Source organism: Xanthomonas sp. LF07-6 (assembly GCF_034105445.1).
GTDB lineage: Bacteria > Pseudomonadota > Gammaproteobacteria > Xanthomonadales > Xanthomonadaceae > Xanthomonas_A > Xanthomonas_A sontii.
In genome coordinates this window covers 209568-230191 of sequence record NZ_JAXGGI010000001.1, presented here as the reverse complement: position 1 = coordinate 230191, position 20624 = coordinate 209568, and the positions used below count along the sequence as shown (strand labels likewise).

Here is a 20624-nt window from a genome sequence, read left to right as displayed (position 1 = left end):
CTACTCCGGGACGACAGGAGCCGGCGTGGCGCCCGGCGAGGCGCCACGCATGGCGGGGAGATTGGCGCTGTCCCAGTCGCCGCCCAGCGCGACCAGCAGCGCGACCTGGGCGCCGAACTGGCGCGCTTGCACCTGCAGCAAGCTGCGTTGCGCGTCCAGCGCGTTGGCCTGCGCGGTGATGACGGCGCTGTACAGCGCGGTGCCGGCGCGATACTGGTCCATCAGCACGCGTTCGGCCTGTTGCGCGGCGTCGGCGGCGCTGCGCTGTTGCTGCTGTTCGCGCGCCAGTTCGCGTGCGGCGGCGAGCTGGTCCTCCACGCCTTGGAACGCGCTCAATACGGTCTGCCGGTAGGTCGCCGCGGCCGCGTCGAAGGTGGCTTGCGCCTGCGCGCGCTGCGCGCGGCGGGCGCCGCCGTCGAACAGCGTGCCGGCCAGCGCTGCGCCCACCGCCCAGACCCGGTTCGGCACGCTCAGCAGCGAGGCCAGCCCGGCACCGTCGTAGCCACCGCTGGCGCTCAGCGACAGGGTCGGGAACCAGGCCGCCACGGCCATGCCGATGCCGGCGTTGGCCGCGGCCATGCGCCGTTCGGCGCCGGCGATGTCCGGGCGCCGCTGCAGCAGCACCGAGGGCAGGGCCTCCGGCGTTGGCGGCAGCGCCGGCAGCGGTGCGTCGCTGGCCGCCAGCGAGAACTCGGAAGGGGGTCGGCCGAGCAGCACCGCCAGCGCGTGGTCCAGTTGCCGGCGCGACAGCGCCAGATCGGTCGATGCGGCTTCGGTGCTGTGCAGGGTGGCCTCGGCCGCCGCCACATCGGCGTCGCTGGCAACGCCGGCGCGCACCCGCGCCTGGGTCAGCCGCAGGGCGTCGCGGTAGCCGGCGAGGGTGCGCTGGTACAGCGCCAGGGTCTGGTCGTCGAAGCGCAACTGCAGGTAATCGGCGACCACCGCGGCCTGCAGCGACAGCCGCGCCTGCGCCAGATCGGCGGCGCTGGCCTGGGCGTTGTCGCCGGCCTGTTCGACGCTGCGCCGGACCTTGCCCCAGAAGTCAGGCTCCCAACTGGCGCTGAGCCCCAGCGTATCGGCGTCGCGCAGCCCCGGCTTGGGGGTGACGCTGCGCTCGCGCGTGGCCGCGGCCTGCACGCCCAGCGTCGGCGCCTCGGCCGCCCGCGCGCTGCCGACCAGCGCCTGCGCCTGCCGATAGCGCGCCTCGGCCTGGCGCAGGGTCTGGTTGGCGCGGTCGGCCTGTTCGACCAGGACATCCAGCTGCGGATCGCCATAGCGGGTCCACCACGCCACCGCCGGGTCGGCGGCGGCCGGCGCGGCGGGCGTCCAGCGGCCGTCGGCCTCTTCGAACGGCTGCTGCGCGGCGGCCGGCGGCGCCGGGCGCACGTAGTCCGGGCCGGCCATGCAGCCGCCGAGCAGCAGCACACTCAGCAGCGGCACGAGCGGTACCAGGCGGCGGGAAACGGGCGGTGGGGGCAGGGCGGTCACGGGGCGGCGCCGGCAGCGGGGACAGGCCTTCACCGTAGGCGCCGCATGGCGACCCCACGCTGACGCCTCACTGACGGCGCTGTCAGAAACGCAGCATGCGGCCGTCCAACGCCGCGTCTTGAACCGCTGCCAGCGCGTCCGCAACGTGGCGCTTGCAGCCGTCATCATGGCCGGCCAGTATCGGCGCATGAAGCTGCCCCATGCCCTGTCCTGCCTGTTCCTCGCCTGCCTGTTGCTGGGCGGCTGCACCTCGCATGCCGACACCACCGTGCCGTCGCCGATCCGCCTGAACCAGGTCGGTTTCCTGCCTGCCGCGAGCAAGCTGGCGGTGGTGCCGGATGGGCATGGCGACGCGTTCTCAATTGTGCGCGCCGACAGCGACGAGGTGGTGCTGCGCGGCACCCTCGGCGCCGCCGCGGCATGGCCGCCGGCGCAGCAGACCGTGCGCATCGCCGATTTCTCCGCGTTGCGCACGCCGGGCCGCTACCGCCTGCAGGTCGACGGCCTGCCGCCCTCGGACAGCTTCGCCATCGGCGAAGACGCCTACAACGCGCTGTCGCGCGCCGCGCTCAAGGCCTACTACTACAACCGCGCCAGCACCGCGCTGGACGGCACTTACGCCGGCCGCCACGCGCGCGCTGCCGGCCATCCCGACGACCACGTGCTGGTGCATGCCTCGGCGGCCTCGCCGGAGCGCCCGGCCGGCACCGTGATCGCCGCGCCCAAGGGCTGGTACGACGCCGGCGACTACAACAAGTACGTGGTCAGCTCCGGCATCACCGTCTATACCCTGCTGGCCGCCTACGAGCAGTTCCCCACCTACTTCAGCACGCACCCCGAAGGCATTCCCGACAGCGGTGGCGACGTGCCGGACATCCTGCGCGAGGTCGACTGGAACCTGCAGTGGCTGCTGGCGATGCAGGATCCGCACGACGGCGGCGTGTACCACAAGCTGACCAACCTGGACTTCGCCGGCATGCAGATGCCGGACCAGGCGCGCGCGCCGCGCTACGTGGTGCAGAAGAGCACCGCGGCCACGCTCGACTTCGCTGCGGTAATGGCCCAGGCCAGCCGCATCTACGCACCGTACGACGCGCAGTTCGGCGGCATCTCCACGCGCATGCTGGAGGCCTCGCGGCGCGCGTGGGCCTGGGCGCAGGCGCATCCGGACGTGGCCTACCGGCAGCCGGACGACGTGCACACCGGCGCCTACGACGACACCGAGTTCGACGACGAGTTCGCCTGGGCCGCGACCGAGTTGTATCTGGCCACCGCCGACGACGCGTTCTACGAGGCGGCGATGGCGCGCAAGGTGCCGGCCAGCGTGCCCGACTGGCGCCAGGTCGGCGGGCTGGCGTGGATGTCGCTGGCGCAGCACCGCGCGCGGCTGACCCCGCGTGCCGACCAGGCGCGCATCGCCGACGAGATCGAGGGCCTGGCCGATCACCTGGTGCAGGTGTGGCAGGGCTCGGCCTGGCGCGTGACCATGCGCGACGCCGACTTCCACTGGGGCAGCAACGCCACCGCGCTGAACCAGGCGATGATGCTGCTGCAGGCCTACCAGTTGCAGCACAAGCCCGAATACCTGCAGGCCGCGCAGTCGCAGCTGGACTACGTGCTCGGCCGCAACCCGCTGGGCATGTCCTTCGTCACCGGCATCGGCGCGCGCTCGCCGATGCACATCCACCATCGCATCTCCATCGCCGACGGCGTCGCCACGCCGGTGCCGGGATGGCTGGTGGGCGGTCCGCAGCCGGGGCAGCAGGACGCCGACGCGTGCAAGCACGCCTACACGTCGTCGCTGCCGGCGCTGTCGTACCTGGACAAGGAATGCAGCTACGCCACCAACGAAGTGGCGATCAACTGGAATGCGCCGCTGGTGTACGTGAGCGCCGCGCTGCAGGTGCTGCAGCGCTGATGCTGGACGGCGCGGATGGCGCCGCTCAGGGCGTGTCACCGATTCCCGAGTATGCCGCGTTGGGTCTGGCAGGCGCGCTGCCGGCGTTGGCCGTCAGGTCAAGCCGCGCGGCGCCGGCAGCGCGCCTGCCAGGCCCAACCCGAAGGGCCGCGATTGCGCGCGCCCATGGCCGCGTTATCGCTCGGGCGTGGACGCACATCCACTTCCTCGTTCTTCCTTGCCACAGGCATGCGCAATCGCGGCGCGGCATGCTCGGGGATTGATGACACGCCCTAGCCCAGACGGGTGCCGAAGATGCGGTCGCCGGCGTCGCCCAGACCTGGCAGGATGTAGCCCTTCTCGTTGAGATGGTCGTCGATGGCGGCGGTGTACACCTCCACGTCCGGATGCGCCGCTTCCAGCGCCTGCAGGCCTTCCGGCGCGGCGACCAGGAAGATGCCCTTGATCCGCCGCGCACCGGCGCGCTTGAGCATGTCCACGGTGGCGATGAGGGTGCCGCCGGTGGCCAGCATCGGATCCAGGATCAGCGCGTCGCGCTCCTCCAGTCGTCCGGTGAGACGTTCGAAATAGGGCACCGGCTGCAGCGTCTCCTCGTCGCGCTGCAGGCCGACCACGCTGACCCGCGCCGCGGGAATCAGCGCCAGCACGCCCGGCAGCATGCCCAGCCCGGCACGCAGGATCGGCACCAGGGTGATCTTGGCGCCGGCGATGCGCTGCACCTGGGTCGGGCCGGCCCAGCCGTCCATGGTGTGGGTCTCGGTCTCCAGGTCGGCGGTGGCCTCGTAGCCGAGCAGGGTGCCCAGCTCGGTGACCAGTTCGCGGAAGCCCTTGGTGCTCAGCGCCGCGTCGCGCAACAGGCCGATCTTGTGCTGTACCAGCGGGTGACGGACTTCGACGATCTTCATGGGCGCGCTCGCAAGGGGGAGGCGCACAGTGTGCCGCAGCCGGCTCCGGCGCCGCCAGGTGTGGGCGCCAGCGCGCGGCGGGTGACGCGTCGGGAAGGCGCATCACCCGCCGTGCCGAGGCGACTCAGGCCGCGGGGTCGAGCATCTCGGCCGCACGCGTGCGTGGCGCTGTTGCGCTGCGCATCGCGGTACTGCGGGTGTCGATCTTGAACAGCGCCACCGCCTGGGTGAGTTGGCCGGCCTGATCTTCCATCGAGCGCGCCGCCGCCGTGGCTTCCTCCACCAGCGCCGCATTCTGCTGGGTGGCCTCGTCCATCTGGGTGACGGTCTGGTTGACCTGCTCGATGCCCGCCGACTGTTCCTGCGAGGCCGCGGAAATCTCGCCCATGATGTCGGTGACGCGCTGCACCGACGACACGATCTCGTGCATGGTCTTGCCGGCCTGGTCGACCAGGGCCGAGCCCTCGGCGACGCGGGTGACCGAGTCATCGATGAGGTCCTTGATCTCCTTGGCGGCGTTGGCCGAGCGTTGCGCCAGCGTGCGCACTTCGCTGGCGACCACTGCGAAGCCGCGGCCCTGCTCGCCGGCGCGCGCCGCTTCCACCGCGGCGTTGAGCGCCAGGATGTTGGTCTGGAAGGCGATGCCGTCGATCACCGAGATGATGTCGCCGATCTTCTTGGAGGACGCCTCGATGCCGCTCATGGTCTGCACGACCTGACCGACCACGTCGCCGCCCTGCGAGGCCACCGAGGCCGCACCGACCGCCAACTGGTTGGCCTGGCGGGCGTGTTCGGCGTTCTGGCGCACGGTCGAGGTCAACTCTTCCATCGAGGCCGCGGTTTCCTCCAGGCTGGCCGCCTGCTGCTCGGTGCGGCGCGACAGGTCGTCGTTGCCGCTGGCGATCTCGCCGGCGGCCGCGCTGATGCTGCTGGCCGCGGTCTGGATGCGCGCGACGATGCCGGTCAACTGGTCGGTGGTGGCGTTGGCGTCCTCGCGCATCCGTGCGAACACGCCGTGGAACTCGCCTTCCATGCGCGCGGTGAGGTCGCCGGCGGCGATGGACTGCAGCAATGCCGACAGCTTGCCCAGATTGACGTCGCTGACCTTCATCATCGCGTTGAGGTCCTGCACCATCAGGCGGAAGTCGTGCTGAAAGCGCGCGTCATCGCCGCGAGCGCTGAAGTCGCCGGCCGCCGCTGCGGCGGCCAGGCGCTTGATCTCGGTATTGATCGCCAGCAGGCTGGCCTTGGCCGCATCCATCGACTCGTGCAGCACCGCACGGCTGCCGGGCAGGCGGCGCGCATCGCGGCGCAGATCGCCGTTGGCGTATTCGTTGAGGATCTCGACCGCCTCGACGATGGCGTCCAGGTGCTCGAACATCATGGTGTTGATGCCCTTGCTCAGTTCTCCGTACACGCCGGGGAAGTCCTGCGGCATGCGGTGGCTGATGTCCTTGTCGGCATGCAGCTCAATCATCAAGGCGGTTTCGCGGGAGAAGCGCTGCAACTGGGTCTGCATGCGGCCCATCGCGACCAAAAGGCGGCCGGGCTCGTCGCGCGCGTCGGTGGCCACGTCGTTGTCCAGGCGGCCCTCGGCGATGGCTTCGGCGGCGCGGGTGGCGCGGGCCAGCGGCACGGTCAGGCTGCGGGTGATCAGCCAGGCCAGCAGGCTGCTGACCAACACCACGGCCAGGCCGCCGGCGATCAGCAGGAAGCGGCCGCGCGCCATCACCGCGGTCGCATCGGCGTAGGCCTGTTCACCGTTGTTGCGTTGCCAGCTGGCGTAGGCGCTAATCGCCTCGCGCCAACGTTGAGTCGCCGGCGCGGCCTGCTGCAGCAGCACCTTCATCGCGTCGTCGGACTTGTAGGTCAGGCCCAGTTCCAGCACTTGCTGGTTGACCTCGCTCGCCTGCGCGTAGGTCCGGTTCATCTGCTCGCGCAAGGCGCGATCGCGCGCGCTGGTGGCGGGGATGGCGAACAGCTTGGTGCAGTATTCGCGATAACGGCGCAGTTCCGTCACCATGATCTTGGCGAAGGCGATGTTCTCTTCCTGCGTGGTCGGCAGCACGATGTTGCGCAACTGGATGCCGATGTCCGAGCTGGCATCGAGCATTTCGTTGGTATAGACGATGCTGGACACGGTGCGGCGGGCGACGGTGTCCAACTGGCTGCGCGCCTGCGACAGGGTGACCAGGCCGCCGACCACCAGCCCGCAGGACAGCAGGATGAGCAGGCCGAACGCGATGGAGAGGCGTCTGGAGACGTTAAAGCGGTGCAGAAGAGCGGTCATGCTCTGGTCCTAGCAAGGGGGATGGGAGTACCAGGGGTGGTCGCATAAATAACCGATACGAAATGCAACGGATATTTCACGTAATCGTGACGAAGTTGCATATCCGTCTACATCGCCTCCCCTTATCGGCCGAGGGATCGGGATCTTGAATCGGATCGATCAAGATGGCCTTTCCATCCCGGTTGCCCCCTTGCCGGCGCGCACGCACAACGTGCCAGCAAGCGTTGCGCTTGCTGCAGGTAAGGGAGCTTGATGTGGCGACCGCCGTGAGCGGCGCTGCAGAGATGACGAAGGACGCGGTCAGCGCCGGTTCGCGACGAAAACGCGTGGCCTCAACCGCGGTCGTCGCGGGTCCACAGCCCGCCGTGTTCGGACTTCACCGGAAACTTCGGCACCGGGCCGTAGGCCGGCGCGCACAGGGCGCGACCGTCGCGCACGTCGAAGCGGGCGCCATGCAGCACGCACTCGATGCTGCCGGCGGCGGCATCGAAGGTGCCCGGCGACAGCTCGTAGTCCTCGTGGCTGCAGCGGTCTTCCAGCGCATAGAACTGGCCATCGAAGTTGAACACCACGATCGGCGTGTCGGTTACTTCGTCCCACACCGTCTTCATTTCGCCGGGCGCCAGTTCGCCGTCGGCGCAGACGAACGTCCAGGTCTCGCTCATGCGGCACCGCCCAGCGGCTTTTCCAGCACCTCGAAACGCAGGTCTTCGCGCTTGGGCAGGCCGAAGCGCGCATCGCCGTACGGAAACGGCTTCTTGATGCCGGTACGGCGATAGCCGCGGCGCTCGTAGAAGGCGATGAGTTCCTCGCGCAGGTCGATCACCGTCATCCGCATCAGCGGCAACCGCCACTCCTGCCAGGCGATGCGCTCGGCCTCGGCCAGCACGGTCTTGCCCAGGCCGCCGCCCTGCGCCTGCGGCTGCACCGAGAACATGCCGAAATAGCCGGCGCCGTCCTCGTCGGCGACGTGCGCGCAGGCGATCAGCTCGCCGTCGCGTTCGGCCAGCAGCACCAGGCTGCGCGGACGCAGGATGTCGGCGCGCAGCACCTCGCGGTCGATGCGGTTGCCGTCGAGCAGGTCGGCTTCGGTGGTCCAGCCGACGCGGCTGCTGTCGCCGCGATAGGCCGAGGTGACCAGGGCGGCGATGGCGTCGAGATCGTCGACGGTGGCGGTGCGGAAGGTGAGGGTGTGCATGGGCCGATTCTAGGGCGTGCCGCCGGGAATGGGGAATGGTGAATCGGGAATCGAAATTCGCGCTCTCAAGGAGGCGAGGACACGTTTTGCCCGCTAGGCACAGTCCGTACGTGGAGCGCTTTGCCGATTCCCGATTCCCTGCTCCCGATTCTCAGCTTCAATCACCCCAACAGCGCCCGCACCTTCCGCAACGCCGCCACGAAACGCTCGATCTCGGCGTGCGTGTTGTAGAACGCCAGCGAGGCGCGGCAGATGGCGGCGACGCCGTAGAACTGCAGCAGCGGGTGCGCGCAGTGCTGGCCGGACCGCACGGCCACGCCTTCCAGGTCGAGCAGGGTGGCCAGGTCGTGGGCGTGGGCGCCCTCGATCAGGAACGAAACCACCGCGGCCTTGCCCGGCGCGGTGCCGAACAGGCGCAGGCCGTCGATCCGCTGCAGTTCCTCGGTGAGGTGCGCGAGCAGTTCGCTCTCGCGCGCTTCCACGTGCTGCAGCCCGAGCGTCTGCAGATAGTCCACCGCCGCGCCGAGGCCGACGAAACCGGCGATGTTGGGGGTGCCGGCCTCGAACTTGTGCGGCGGGTCGTTGAACACGGTGCCGTCGAAGCTGACTTCCTTGATCATCTCGCCGCCGCCCAGGAACGGCGGCATCGCCTGCAGGTGCTCGCGCCGCGCCCACAACGCGCCGGTGCCGGTCGGGCCGCACATCTTGTGGCCGGTGATGGCGTAGAAGTCGCAGCCGATCGCGGCCACGTCCAGCGGCCGGTGCGGCGCGGCCTGCGAGCCGTCGATGACGCTGACGATGCCGCGCTTGCGCGCCTCGCGGCAGATCTCGCGCACCGGGTTGACCGTGCCCAGCACGTTGGAGACGTGCGCCAGGGCCAGCAGCTTGACGTCGGCGGTCATTGCCGCGCGCAGCGCGTCCAGGTCCAGCGCGCCGTCGGCGGTGATCTCGGCGACCTTGACCGTGGCGCCGGTGCGCTGCGCGACCAGTTGCCAGGGCACGATGTTGGCGTGGTGTTCCATGCGCGACACCAGGATGGTGTCGCCGGCGCGCAGCCGCGGCAGTGCCCACGAGTACGCCACCAGGTTCAGCGCGAAGGTGGCGCCGCTGCACAGCACCAGCTCGTCGGCGCGCACGTTGAGGAAGCGGGCCAGCCGGGTCCGTGCGCCTTCGTACGCCTCGGTCGCCTCGCTGCCGAGCGCGTGCACCGCACGGCTGACGTTGGCGTTGTGGCGGCGATAGAACGCGTCGGTCGCCGCGATCACCTGCAGCGGCTTCTGCCCGGTGTTGGCGTTGTCGAAGTACACCAGCGGCTTGCCGTGCACTTCCCGCATCAGCAGCGGGAAGTCGCGGCGGACCGTATCCCAGTCCGGCGCCTGCGGCGCGGCGCTGTGCGCGGCGGGCCCGTTCATGCCACGCCCGCGTCGCTCAGCGCCCGCTCCAGCCGCGCCAGCAGGCCTTCGCTCAGCGCCGGCTCCAATGCGCGCAGCGGTTCGCGGCAGAACGCGGCGGTCAGCAGTTGCTGCGCGCGTTCCTGCGGCAGCCCGCGCGAGCGCAGGTAGAACAGCGCATTGGCATCGAGCTGGCCGACGGTGGCGCCGTGCGCGGCCTTGACCTCGTCGGCATCGATCACCAGCACCGGCTGGGTGTCGATTTCGGCGTCGGCGGACAGCAGCAGGTTCTTGTTCGACAGCGCCGCGTCGGTGCCGTCGGCGCCGCGGCGAATGCGGATGCCGCCATGGAAGGCCACGCGGCTGCGCCCGGTGGCGACACCGCGCCACAGCAGTTCGCAGGCGGTGTCGCGGGCGATGTGCTCGATGCCCAGGCGGGTGTCGAGCTGGCGCCGGCCGTTGCCGAGCAGCACGCCGTTGGCGACCAGTCGGGCGTTGTCGCCCTCCAGGCGCACGTTGAGTTCGTGCCGGGCCAGCGCGCCGCCCAGTTCGAGGTCCACACGCCGGTACTGCGCGTCGCGCGCCAGCACCGCATCGGTACGCAGCAGCGCGGTGACGCCGGCCGCCTCGTCCTGGACGCGGGCGTGGCTCAGTTGCGCGCCGGCGGCCAGATGCACGTGCGCCAGGCTGTTGCTCAGGTGCGCGGCATCGCCGGCATGCAGATGATGCTCGACCAGCGCCAGCGTCGCGTCCTGGCGCAGTTCGATCAGGTGGCGGTGGTGCCAGGCCAGGTCGGCCTCGGCGGTGGTGGAGACGAAGACCAGGTGCAGCGGCTGCTCCACGCGCACGCCGGCGTCCACCCGCAGCACGCAGCCTTCGTCGGCGAGGGCGGCGTTGAGCTGGGCGAACACCTCGTCGCTGCGTTCGAAGCGGCGGCCGAGGAAGCGCATGGCAGCGTCGCCGCTGCGCAGGATGGTCGACAGCCGCTGCAGCTCCACCCCGGCCGGCAGGCCGCTCAGATCCGACAGCGCATCGCTGGCGCGGCCGTTGACGAACACCAGGCGCGGCGCCGGGATACCGTCGAGCAAGGCCGCGTCCACCGCCGGCGCGTTCTGCGGTGCAGGCGCGAAGCTGCGCCGTTCCAGTGCGCGCAGCGAGGTGTACTTCCAGGCTTCGCTGCGCATGCCGGGCAGGCCGTCGCGCAGCGCCTGCTCCAGCGGCGCGCGGCGTGCGGCATCGCCGTGGAACGCGGCGGCCAGCGAGTCGAGCAGGGCGCTCATTGCACTGCCGCCTCGGGCGCCACGCGCTCCTTCAGCCAGGCATAGCCGTGCGCTTCCAGCTCCAGCGCCAGCTCGGGGCCGCCGGTCTGCACGATGCGGCCGTCGGCCAGCACATGCACCACGTCCGGCTTGATGTAGTCGAGCAGACGCTGGTAGTGGGTGATCACCACGAACGCGCGCTCCGGCGAGCGCAGCGCGTTGACGCCTTCGGCCACGGTCTTGAGCGCGTCGATGTCCAGGCCGCTGTCGGTCTCGTCGAGGATCGCCAGCTTCGGTTCCAGCACCGCCAGCTGGAAGATCTCGTTGCGCTTCTTCTCGCCGCCGGAGAAGCCCTCGTTGACGCCGCGGTGCAGCAGTTCGTCCTTCAGGTGCAGCACCGCCAGCTTCTGCCGGACCAGCTTGAGGAACTGCATCGAATCCAGCTCGGCCTCGCCACGCGCCTTGCGCTGCGCGTTGAGCGCGGCGCGCAGGAAGTAGGTGTTGTTCACGCCGGGGATTTCCACCGGGTACTGGAAGGCCAGGAACAGGCCGGCAGCGGCGCGCTCCTCCGGTTCCAGTTCGAGCAGGTCGGCATCGTCGAAGCGCACGCTGCCGTTGGTGACTTCATAGCCGTCGCGGCCGGCCAGCACGTTGCCCAGGGTGGACTTGCCGGCGCCGTTGGGCCCCATGATGGCGTGCACTTCGCCGGGCTTCACCTGCAGCGACAGGCCCTTGAGGATGTCCTTGCCGGCGACGGAGGCGTGGAGGTTTTCTATGGTGAGCATGGGATGGTCCGTCAGAATTCTTTGATGTAGCCCCTCTCCCACCGGGAGAGGGGTTGGGGTGAGGGAGCGGTGCGAAGCATCTCGCGGGTTTGGGTGTGCGAGGCTGCGCACGTACCCTCATCCGGCGCTTCGCGCCACCTTCTCCCAGAGGGAGAAGGAAAGGCGTCAGCCGACCGAGCCTTCGAGCGAGACTTCCAGCAGCTTCTTGGCTTCCACCGCAAACTCCATCGGCAGTTCGCGGAACACCTGCTTGCAGAAGCCGTCGACGATCATCGACACCGCGTTCTCCTGGTCGATGCCGCGGGCACGACAGTAGAACAGTTGGTCGTCGCTGATCTTGGAGGTGGTGGCCTCGTGCTCGACGGTCGCGGTCGGATGCTTGACCTCGATGTACGGGAAGGTATGCGCGCCGCACTGCTTGCCGATCAGCAGCGAGTCGCACTGGGTGTAGTTGCGCGCGCCCTCGGCACTGCGCTCCACCTTGACCAGGCCGCGATAGGTGTTCTGCCCGCGGCCGGCGCTGATGCCCTTGCTGACGATCTTGCTCTTGGTGCGCTTGCCGACGTGGATCATCTTGGTGCCGGTGTCGGCCTGCTGACGGTGATGGGTCAGCGCCACCGAGTGGAACTCGCCCACCGAGTCGTCGCCCAGCAGCACGCACGACGGGTACTTCCAGGTGATCGCCGAGCCGGTCTCGACCTGGGTCCAGGTGATCTTGCTGCGCGCACCGCGGCATTCGCCGCGCTTGGTCACGAAGTTGTAGATGCCGCCGCGGCCTTCCTCGTCGCCCGGGTACCAGTTCTGCACGGTGGAGTACTTGATCTCCGCGTCTTCCAGCGCCACCAGCTCGACCACCGCCGCGTGCAGCTGGTTCTCGTCGCGCATCGGCGCGGTGCAGCCTTCCAGGTAGGACACGTAGGCCTTGTCCTCGCACACGATCAGGGTGCGCTCGAACTGGCCGGTGTGGCCGGCGTTGATGCGGAAATAGGTGCTCAGCTCCATCGGGCAGCGCACGCCCTTGGGGATGAACACGAAGCTGCCGTCGGAGAACACCGCCGAGTTGAGCGCGGCGAAGAAGTTGTCGCCGACCGGCACCACGCTGCCCAGGTACTGCCTGACCAGCTCCGGGTGTTCCTTGATCGCCTCGGACATCGAGCAGAAGATCACGCCCTTCTCGGCCAGTTCCTTGCGGAAGGTGGTGCCGACCGAGACCGAGTCGAACACCGCGTCCACCGCCACGCCGGCCAGCTTGGCGCGCTCGTGCAGCGGCACGCCCAGCTTGTCGTAGGTGTCCAGCAGCTCCTTCGGCACCTCGTCCAGCGAGGCGTACTTCGGGCCCTTGGGCGCGGAGTAGTAGCTCAGCGCCTGGAAGTCGATCGGCGCGATGTCCAGCTTGGCCCAGTGCGGCATCGGCATCTTCAGCCAGTGCCGGTAGGCGGCCAGGCGCCACTCGGTCATCCATTCCGGCTCGTCCTTCTTCACGGACAGGGCGCGCACGACGTCCTCGTTCAGGCCGGGCAGGAACGAATCGGATTCGATGTCGGTGACGAAGCCGGCGTCGTAGCGACGTCCCAGCCGTTCCAGGATTTCAGCGTTTTCGGTGGCCATGGGGCTGCCTACAGGTCAGGTGGTCGCGAACCGCACGGCAATGGAACGCCGTTTCGGATCGCCGGAGGGGGGGAGGGGGTGGAGCATCTGCGCCAGGGTCACGCCGCGCAGCGCGTCGGCGACCACGTCGTTGATCAACCGCCAGTTGGAACGCACGCCACAGGTCTGGGCGATGCTGCACTGGCTGCCGTGGTGGCTGCATTCGGTGATCGCCAGCGGGCCTTCCATCGCCTCGACGATCTGGATCAGGGTGATGGCGTCGGCCGGACGCGCCAGCCGGTAGCCGCCGCGCACGCCGCGCAGGCCCTCGACCAGGCCGGCCTGGGCCAGCGGCTTGAGCAGCTTGCTGACCGTGGGCGGCTCTAGCCCGGCCTGTTCGGCCAGTTCGGTCGCGCTCAACACTTCGTTCGGACGCGCGGCGAGCACGGTCAGCACGACGGTGGCGTAATCGGTGAGCTTGGTGACGCGGAGCATGGCGACGCGGTGGTTTTTCAATGCGGACCGAAATTGTACTCTTTTGCGCCGCAGCGTCCAACCGGGCCATTCATCTTTTCTTTCGATCGCGGCGATTCGGGGATCGCGGCGGCCGCGGTCGCCGGACCGGGAGGCGCGGGCTTGGGATCGCGGGCGATGTGCGCCAGAATCTAGGCTTTCCTGTCCGGATCGCCGCATGCCCCGCAAGATCGCCGCCCGCAAGTCCCGCATCCATGGCAACGGCGTGTTCGCCGTGCTGCCGCTCAAGAAAGGCGAGCGGGTCATCGAGTACAAGGGCCGCCGCCGCAGCCACGCCGAAGTCGATCGCGACGAGGCCGGCGACGTCGAGACCGGGCACACCTTCCTGTTCACCCTCAGCGACGACTACGTGATCGACGCCAACTACGAGGGCAACGACGCGCGCTGGATCAACCACAGCTGCGCGCCGAACTGCGAGGCGGTGATCGTCGAGGCCGAGGGCGAGGACCGCCGCAAGGACAAGGTGGTGATCGAGGCGCTGCGCGACATCAAGCCCGGCGAAGAACTCACCTACAACTACGGCATCACCCTGGCCGAGCGGCACACGCCGCGGCTGAAGAAGATCTGGGAATGCCGCTGCGGCGCCAAGAACTGCACCGGCACCATGCTGCAGCCCAAGCGCTGAGGTCGCGTCCAGCCGTGCACGCCGCGCCGACGCGCGGTTCACGGCACTGCCACCGGCGCGTTTCTACGGTGGGGCTCCCCTACTCGAGGAGTGTCCCATGAGCGCAATGCCTTCCCTTGCCGGCAAGCAGGTGGCTGTCCTGGCCACCGACGGTTTCGAACAGTCGGAACTGCAGGAACCCAAGCGCCTGCTCGAATCCTGGGGCGCCCAGGTCGACGTGATCGCGCCGGGCGACGCCAGCAGCATTCGCGGCTGGAACAAGAAGGATTGGGGCGACAGCGTGCCGGTGGACAAGCGCCTGCAGCAGGCCCAGGCCGGCGACTACGACGCGCTGGTGTTGCCGGGCGGCGTCATCAACCCGGACAGCCTGCGCACCGAGCCGACGGCGATCGCCTTTATCCAGTCCTTCGCCAGCGCCGGCAAGCCGGTGGCGGCGATCTGCCATGGCCCGTGGCTGCTGGCCGAGAGCGGGCTGGTGCGCGACCGCCAGGTGACCTCGTGGCCGTCGCTGAAGACCGACCTGTCCAATGCCGGCGGGCGCTGGGAGGATCAGGAAGTGGTGGTGGACGGCAACCTGATCACCAGCCGCAAGCCGGACGACATCCCGGCGTTCGCGCAGGCGGTGGCCAAGGCGCTGGGCTGAGGCCTGGCGATTCGCCTTCGCCGCCGCGATGGTGGCGGATGCGGGAGCCCACCAGAAACAGCAACGGCGGCCGAGGCCGCCGTTTCTACGTGCGCTGCTGGTGGCGGCTGCCGCCGCACCCCGGACGTCGCGTGGGTTACTGCGCGGGAAGCATGCCCGCCGGCACCAGCTTGCCGATGTCCTGGTTGAAACGCACCACCAGCGAACCGTTTTCCACGCCGGCCGACTGGATCTGCACATCGCCCAGCATCGCGGTCAGGCGCGGATCGAGCTTGTAGATCGGCTCCTTGCGCGCGTAGTCCTCCAGCCAGGCATTGAGCAGCTCACGCGTATTGGCGTCGAGCTTGCCGCCATTGGCAGCCGGGCGGAAATCATCGATGGTCGGGGACTGCAGGTGGAAGCTCTGGCTCTGCTGGTCGTAACGCAGCGCGCTGGTCAGCAGGACCTGGCCCAGTGGCGTCGGCGCGCCGCCGCCGGTGGCCATGCTCAGGTCGAACTGCATCTTCAGGCGATCACCCGGCGGCAGGCTCAGCTTCGGGTCGCGGACGGTCATCTTGAGCAGCCCGCCCAACGCCTTGTGCGTCTGCGGGAAGCTGCTGTCCAGGTAATGCTGCACGTCGGCGGCGCCGACGCTGACCTGATGGCCCTGGATGGTCGGCTCGGCCTGGGCCTGGGTGGCGACGGCGAGCGCCAGCAGCGCCGCCGCGCGCAGGGTGAACTTGCGGAAGATCATCGGGAAGCCCTGGGCGAACGAGAGGAATTCACCATAACGGTGGCCGGTGAATGCGCGATTAGCGGAACCGGCGGCGCGGGGTCATCGCTCAGGCGGCCGGCAGCGCCAGCCGTGCCAGCAGCGCGTCCAGCGCCGGCTGCAGCGGCGCCAGCAGTTCACGCGCCTCTCCCTCGCTGCGCTCGCCGAGGCCGCGCAGCAACTGCGTGCCGACGATCAGCGCGGCGCGCTCGTCGCCGCGCAGTCCGGGCTGGCGCTGTGCCGCCTCGAGCAGGCGCATCCAGTCCTGCCGACAGCGCGCCTCCAGTTCGATGGTGCAGCGGCCCTGGCAGGGCAGGCCGTCGTCCTGGATCGGGGTGACGGTGACGCGATAGCGTTGGGAGGCAGTCATGGCAGTGGCGCACGCGGGGTGTGCCTCCAAGATAGGCGCGCGCGAGCGGCACCACGAGCCTGTCGCTCGCGACGCTCTGTTCCAGTGCGTCCGTTCAGCGTGCCGCGCGCAGCAGCGGCAGCGGATCGTAGGCGCCGCCCTCGGCGTAGACGCCATAGTGCAGGTGCGGCGGCGTGCCGCGCGCGTTGCCGCTGTCGCCCACCGCGCCCAGCGGGTCGCCGGGCTGCACCAGGTCGCCCACCTGCAGCCCCGGTGCCCACGCCTGCAGGTGCGCGTAGTAGTGCCGCTGCCGGGCTGGGCCCAGCACCCAGACCTGGCGGCCGCCGAGGCCGCGGTCGGCGATGGCCACGACGATGCCGCGCGTCGCCGACACCACCGGCGTGCCGCGTCTGGCGAAGATGTCCACGCCGGCGTGCTGGCGGTCGCGCCCACGCGGCGCGCCAAAGGTGGCCGCGATGCGACGGGGATCCACGCCTTCGACCGGCATGTGCAGGGCCGTCGGCGCCGGCGCGCGCGCCAACTCCCAGCCGACGCGCAGGCGCTGCGCCCACGGATGCCGCCAGGCCCAGGCGGCGGCGAGCGCCAGCGCAGCCAGCAACGCCGCACGCAGCACGTCGCGGCGCAGGCGCTGCGCTGGCGAAAGCGTGGGCGTCGCGGCCATCTGCTCAGTCCGCGTGCAGGGCGGCCGCCTGTTGCTGCAGGCGCTGCTTCAGGGCGTCGTCGATGCCGAGCTGCCGCGCCAGTTCGTCCAGGTAGCTGCGCTCCATGAAGCCCTGTTCGTCGGCGGCGAGCAGGCTGGCCAGGTACATTTCCGCGGCCATCTCGGGACTGGTCGACGCGCGCGCCACCTCGGCCGGATCCAGCGGCTTTTCCAGTTCCGCATGCAGCCACTGCTGCACGTCGGCATCGTTGCCGTGGAGGCGGGCGAACTCGCCTTCGATCAGGCGGCGCTCGTGCTCGTCCAGATGGCCGTCGGCCTTGGCCGCGCCGACCAGCGCGCGCAGCACCGCCTGGCTGTGCTGCTCGACGTCCAGCGGCGGCAGCCGGTCCAGGGTCTGCGGTTCGGGCGCGGCGGCACCGAGTTGCTGACGGCGGTAGTCGCCGTAGGCGCGATAGGCCATCAGCCCCAACGCGGCCAGGCCGCCGTAGGTCGCCAGCTTGCGGGTGGTGCGGTGTTTGCCGAGCAGCAGGCCGAGTGCGCCGCCGCTGAGGGCTCCCTTGCCGAAGTCGGCGTTGAGCAGGCCGCCCAGGCCGCCGGCGCCGGCGTGCGCCGGTGCGGCAGGAGCGGCGGTGCCGGTCTTGCCCATGGCCTGGCCGGCGGCACCCTGCGCCGATTGCAGCAGTTGGTCGAGAAAGCCCTGTAGTTTCATGCAGGTGATCCTGTCGAAGGGAATCACCGGTATAGCGGCCGTCGCCTTAGCGGGCCGTCAACCCAAATGCGCAGCAGACACAAAAAAAAACGAGACGGCCGGGGCCGTCTCGTCGGTGTGCTTGCCTGGATCAGGCGACGCTGCTCAGAGCGCGGCGTCCTTGAGCTTCTTCAGCGGGCGCACCTTGAGCTTGGTGGTGGCCGGCTTGGCGGCGAACCACTGCTCTTCCTTGGTGAACGGGTTGATGCCCTTGCGCTTCGGCTTGGCCGGCACGCTGACGGCGGTGATCTTCAGCAGGCCCGGCAGGGTGAACGAGCCAGCGCCCTTCTTGCTGACCGAACCGGCCACGGCGTGCTCCAGCGAGGCCATCACGGCGCGCACGTCCTTGGCGATCACGCCGCTGGTTTCGGCGATGTGGGCGACGAGCGCGGACTTGCTCAGCACGTCCTTGATCGGCTTGGGAGCGGCCGGCTTGGCGGCAGCCTTGGTCGCTACCTTCTTCACTGCCTTCTTCGGGGCAGCCTTTTTTGCGGTCTTTGCCATGATGTCCTGATTCCGTATTTGGTGGTTTGGGTCGCGCCGACCCCGTCGGCATGGCGAAATGTAGGGCATGTGCTACGCCGCGCCAATAGGCCGGAAGCAAAAAACGCGAATATTCGCCGCGACCGACGCCTTTTTTGCCGAGGACGGCGCCGATGCCGGCGCATCCGCGGCGATGCGCCAGGGCATTTTCGCTGCCGCGCGCCGCCGCCGCCTTCGCGCGGAAGCACAAGCCCGTAACGCCGCCTCCCCTATGGTCCGCGCTCCACTCACCGACAGGAGCCTCGCATGGGCATTTCGCGTCACGCCACCGCGCATTGGGAAGGCGATCTCAAGACCGGCCAGGGCCGGTTGAACACGCCGCAGAGCGGCCTGCTGGAGAACACCCGCTATGCGTTCAACAGCCGCTTCGGCGACGAGAAGGGCACCAATCCGGAAGAACTGATCGCCGCCGCGCACGCCGGCTGCTTCACCATGGCGCTGTCGGCCAAGCTGACCGAAGCCGGCTTCCCGCCGACCGCGCTGGACACCCGCGCCGATGTCGACCTGTCGATGGAAGGCGGCCCCCAGCTTTCGCAGATCCGGTTGAAGGTCAAGGCCGTGGTGCCCAACATCGACGCCGCGCGCTTCCGCGAAGTGGCCGACGACGCCAAGCAGAATTGCCCGGTGTCCAAGGCGCTGAGCGCGGTGCCGATCAGCCTGGAAGCGGAACTGGGCTGAGGAATCCCCGGCGCGGCCCGGCGGCATGCCGGGCCGCGCGCGTGCGGCGCACCTGCGGCGCTACCGATGGCAGGCCAGACGCGTTGCGCCTCTGCACCGTCCCGCGTGGCTCGATCGATCGCTAGCTGTCGCGCCACTAAATGTGCGCGCCACAGCCGTCCCTATTCAGTCTGGTTTCACCGCATCGGATCGAGCATGCAGTCGCGCGATCCACGCGCTTGGAACCATCGCCATGAACAAGCTCTCGACCCGTCTGTTGACCGCTGCGCTCGCTGTCGGCGTCATCGGCTCCGCCGCCGCGCAGGATTACGGTTACACCCGCTACGACGACTACCGCGACCGTGGCTACGCGTCCGGCACCTACGAATATGCGCGCGTGGTGCGCGCCGATCCGATCATGGTGCAGGTCAACGGTCCGCGCGAGACCACCGAGCGCTGTTACGACCGCCCGGCCTCGGGCAGCTACGCCAGCGACTACGGCTACCGCGGTACCGATGGCGGCCGCACCGCCTCGTCGGTGGTCGGCGGCATCGCCGGCGCCGTGCTGGGCAGCCGCGTCGGCGGCGGCAATGGCCGCTTCGTCGGCACCGCCGTCGGCACCATGCTCGGCAGCCTGGCAGGCCGCTCGATCTACGACTCCAATACCCGCGGCTACGGCGGCGGCTACGGCGGCGGCGTGGTCCGCGAATGCGACCCGGTGTCGTATCGGACCGAACGCTACGACCGCGTCGACGGCTACGACGTGACCTACGAATACGGCGGCCGCTACTACCACACCCGCACCGCCTCGCCTCCGGGCGATCGCATCCGCGTCCGTGTCGACGTCCTGCCCGACTGACGTATTGCCCGACTAAAACAAAGGGCGCCTCCTTGCGAGGCGCCCTTTGTTTTTGCGCGTGCGTTCGCGCCCGCGGTGCGGGGCGGCGGCCGGCGATCAGGGCCAGTCGATGTGGCCTTCGATCACCGTCTGCACCTGTCCGCCGGACCACACCTCGCCGGCCTCGTCGACGCACAGCGTCAGCAGCGCATCGTGGCCGACCTCGCGGCCCTGGCTGGCGACGTAGCGGCCACCCTGGCCGGGCAGGGCCTTGCTGTGATCCAGCCATGCCGCCAGCACCGCATTGGCCGCGCCGGAGGCCGCATCCTCGAAGCGCCGGCCGTTGCCGACGAAGGCGCGCACGGCCACTGCATAGGCCTGGCCGCTGGCGCGCGCGTAGGCGAACACGCCCATGCTGGCGGTGCTTTCGGCCAGGGCGGCGATCGCATCCCAGTCCGGCGCCAGCGCGCGCAGCGCGGCTTCGTCGGCCACTTCGACCAGCCACCAGCAGCGGCCGCCGTCCATGCGCACCGGCGGCAGCGCGCCCAGCGTCCAGCCGCGCAGCGCCGCCTGCAGGCGTGGATCCGCGGCATCGGCGATCTCGGCCACCTGCGCGCGCGGGGTGCGGATGGCGATGCTGCGCACTCCGGCATCCACGTCGACCCGCAGCGGCAGCAGGCCGGCGATGCCGTCCTGGGTCAGGACGCCGTCGCGCGGGCTGGCGATGCCCGCTTCCAGCGCGACGTGCGCGGTGCCGACGCTGGGATGGCCGGCGAACGGCACTTCCTTCTGCGGGCTGAACATGCGCAGGCCGTAGCTGGCATCCGGCCGCGTCGGCGCGAACACGAAGGTGGTTTCCGGCAGGCGCGTCCAGCGCGCGATGGCCTGCATCGTGGCGGCGTCCAATCCATCGGCATCGAGCACGACGGCCAACGGATTGCCGTTGCCGGCGCGGGCGGAGAAGACATCGACCTGGAAGAAGCGGCGTGCGGCCATGAGGGGGAACTCCGGACTGCGGTGGGGGAGGCCGGAGCTTACCAAGCGATCTTGCCAGCGATCACCGCTTGCACCAGACCGCCGCTCCACAGCTCTTCGCCATCGACCTGGAGTTCGACGCGGCCGTCGCGCCCGAGTTCGCGTCCCTGGCTGGCACGTAGCGCCCGCCGCGCAGGCCGCGCCGACGCTGTGGTGGCCTGCGAACGGCAGTTCTCCCTTGGGGGTGAAGATGCGGATGCGGTAGTCCGCGCCCGCCTCCGGCGGCAGGAGCAACACCGTCTCCGAGAGGTTCAGCCACGCCGCCAGGCGCTGCATGCGCGGTGCGTCCAGGTCGGCGGCATCGAGCGCCACGCCAGGCCCCGGGCTGGCGGAAAAGACGTCCAGGTGCAGGTAGCGGCGCTCGCTCATCGGCGCTCGGTTGGCAGTAGAATCGGGGG

The 20624-nt window shown here is 69.8% G+C and carries 21 protein-coding genes and 1 pseudogene; 5 read left to right on the top strand and 17 right to left on the bottom strand.

Annotated features, from left to right (window positions below):
* The gene (locus SLW56_RS00950; RefSeq protein WP_320694218.1) at positions 1-1440 is read right to left on the bottom strand and encodes an efflux transporter outer membrane subunit; all 1440 of its coding nucleotides are present in this window, start codon (positions 1438-1440) and stop codon (positions 1-3) included.
* A gap of 235 nt (positions 1441-1675) precedes the next feature.
* On the opposite strand from SLW56_RS00950, the gene SLW56_RS00945 reads away from it, so the two are divergent.
* Positions 1676-3406, top strand: a complete 1731-nt coding sequence (locus SLW56_RS00945; protein ID WP_320694217.1) for a glycoside hydrolase family 9 protein — start codon at positions 1676-1678, stop codon at positions 3404-3406.
* Positions 3407-3678: 272 nt separating this feature from the next.
* Here the strand turns inward: SLW56_RS00945 and upp are convergent, their stop codons facing one another.
* From upp to SLW56_RS00900, 9 genes are all read right to left on the bottom strand, one after another.
* Positions 3679-4311, bottom strand: a complete 633-nt coding sequence (gene upp, locus SLW56_RS00940; protein WP_048489430.1) for a uracil phosphoribosyltransferase — start codon at positions 4309-4311, stop codon at positions 3679-3681.
* A 124-nt stretch (positions 4312-4435) separates the two neighbouring features.
* On the bottom strand, positions 4436-6601 hold the full coding sequence (locus SLW56_RS00935) for a methyl-accepting chemotaxis protein (RefSeq protein ID WP_320694216.1): 2166 nt from the start codon (positions 6599-6601) through the stop codon (positions 4436-4438).
* 332 nt (positions 6602-6933) lie between these two features.
* Positions 6934-7266: a non-heme iron oxygenase ferredoxin subunit gene (locus SLW56_RS00930; protein WP_148827934.1), complete on the bottom strand. Its 333-nt coding sequence runs from the start codon at positions 7264-7266 to the stop codon at positions 6934-6936.
* Positions 7263-7799 (bottom strand): GNAT family N-acetyltransferase, encoded by a 537-nt coding sequence (locus SLW56_RS00925; RefSeq protein WP_017915886.1) that lies wholly within the window; start codon positions 7797-7799, stop codon positions 7263-7265. The genes SLW56_RS00930 and SLW56_RS00925 overlap by 4 nt, the downstream gene beginning before the upstream one ends.
* 161 nt (positions 7800-7960) lie before the next feature.
* Positions 7961-9211: a cysteine desulfurase gene (locus SLW56_RS00920; RefSeq protein ID WP_320694215.1), complete on the bottom strand. Its 1251-nt coding sequence runs from the start codon at positions 9209-9211 to the stop codon at positions 7961-7963.
* A complete protein-coding gene (gene sufD / locus SLW56_RS00915; RefSeq protein ID WP_267084799.1) occupies positions 9208-10470 on the bottom strand; it encodes a Fe-S cluster assembly protein SufD in 1263 nt (420 codons plus the stop codon). Before sufD ends, SLW56_RS00920 begins: the two co-directional genes overlap by 4 nt.
* The gene (sufC, locus tag SLW56_RS00910; RefSeq protein WP_017909660.1) at positions 10467-11234 is read right to left on the bottom strand and encodes a Fe-S cluster assembly ATPase SufC; all 768 of its coding nucleotides are present in this window, start codon (positions 11232-11234) and stop codon (positions 10467-10469) included. Before sufC ends, sufD begins: the two co-directional genes overlap by 4 nt.
* A gap of 165 nt (positions 11235-11399) precedes the next feature.
* The gene (gene sufB, locus SLW56_RS00905) at positions 11400-12842 is read right to left on the bottom strand and encodes a Fe-S cluster assembly protein SufB (RefSeq protein ID WP_017915889.1); all 1443 of its coding nucleotides are present in this window, start codon (positions 12840-12842) and stop codon (positions 11400-11402) included.
* A gap of 15 nt (positions 12843-12857) precedes the next feature.
* Positions 12858-13316, bottom strand: a complete 459-nt coding sequence (locus SLW56_RS00900; protein WP_017909662.1) for an SUF system Fe-S cluster assembly regulator — start codon at positions 13314-13316, stop codon at positions 12858-12860.
* A 196-nt stretch (positions 13317-13512) separates the two neighbouring features.
* Between SLW56_RS00900 and SLW56_RS00895 the strand changes: the two genes are divergently transcribed.
* The gene (locus SLW56_RS00895; protein ID WP_017909663.1) at positions 13513-13980 is read left to right on the top strand and encodes an SET domain-containing protein-lysine N-methyltransferase; all 468 of its coding nucleotides are present in this window, start codon (positions 13513-13515) and stop codon (positions 13978-13980) included.
* A gap of 97 nt (positions 13981-14077) precedes the next feature.
* Entirely contained in the window at positions 14078-14623 is a 546-nt protein-coding gene (locus tag SLW56_RS00890) for a type 1 glutamine amidotransferase domain-containing protein (protein WP_150410852.1), read from the top strand.
* A gap of 136 nt (positions 14624-14759) precedes the next feature.
* Here SLW56_RS00890 and SLW56_RS00885 read toward each other — a convergent pair whose 3' ends face one another.
* The 5 genes from SLW56_RS00885 to SLW56_RS00865 all read right to left on the bottom strand — a co-directional run bounded on the left by SLW56_RS00885 (position 14760) and on the right by SLW56_RS00865 (position 17657).
* Positions 14760-15356, bottom strand: coding sequence for a DUF1439 domain-containing protein (locus tag SLW56_RS00885; protein WP_152181855.1), 597 nt, complete (start codon positions 15354-15356; stop codon positions 14760-14762).
* An 88-nt stretch (positions 15357-15444) separates the two neighbouring features.
* The gene (locus tag SLW56_RS00880; RefSeq protein WP_010342007.1) at positions 15445-15744 is read right to left on the bottom strand and encodes a DUF3861 family protein; all 300 of its coding nucleotides are present in this window, start codon (positions 15742-15744) and stop codon (positions 15445-15447) included.
* 94 nt (positions 15745-15838) lie between these two features.
* Positions 15839-16405: a M23 family metallopeptidase gene (locus SLW56_RS00875; protein ID WP_152239153.1), complete on the bottom strand. Its 567-nt coding sequence runs from the start codon at positions 16403-16405 to the stop codon at positions 15839-15841.
* 4 nt (positions 16406-16409) lie between these two features.
* Complete coding sequence (locus SLW56_RS00870; RefSeq protein ID WP_017910835.1) at positions 16410-17114, bottom strand: tellurite resistance TerB family protein; 705 nt, start codon at positions 17112-17114, stop codon at positions 16410-16412.
* 144 nt (positions 17115-17258) lie between these two features.
* Positions 17259-17657, bottom strand: coding sequence for an HU family DNA-binding protein (locus tag SLW56_RS00865; RefSeq protein ID WP_026143706.1), 399 nt, complete (start codon positions 17655-17657; stop codon positions 17259-17261).
* Between the two features lie 285 nt (positions 17658-17942).
* On the opposite strand from SLW56_RS00865, the gene SLW56_RS00860 reads away from it, so the two are divergent.
* Together SLW56_RS00860 and SLW56_RS00855 are read left to right on the top strand one after the other, a co-directional pair.
* The gene (locus SLW56_RS00860; protein ID WP_017910837.1) at positions 17943-18374 is read left to right on the top strand and encodes an OsmC family protein; all 432 of its coding nucleotides are present in this window, start codon (positions 17943-17945) and stop codon (positions 18372-18374) included.
* 232 nt (positions 18375-18606) lie between these two features.
* Positions 18607-19212: a glycine zipper 2TM domain-containing protein gene (locus SLW56_RS00855; RefSeq protein WP_017916410.1), complete on the top strand. Its 606-nt coding sequence runs from the start codon at positions 18607-18609 to the stop codon at positions 19210-19212.
* 96 nt (positions 19213-19308) lie between these two features.
* Here SLW56_RS00855 and SLW56_RS00850 read toward each other — a convergent pair whose 3' ends face one another.
* Together SLW56_RS00850 and SLW56_RS00845 are read right to left on the bottom strand one after the other, a co-directional pair.
* Positions 19309-20187: a PhzF family phenazine biosynthesis protein gene (locus tag SLW56_RS00850; RefSeq protein ID WP_152237775.1), complete on the bottom strand. Its 879-nt coding sequence runs from the start codon at positions 20185-20187 to the stop codon at positions 19309-19311.
* Positions 20188-20352: 165 nt separating this feature from the next.
* Positions 20353-20595 (bottom strand): annotated as a pseudogene (locus SLW56_RS00845) (PhzF family phenazine biosynthesis protein); the annotation flags it as partial.
* Positions 20596-20624 lie beyond the last annotated feature (29 nt).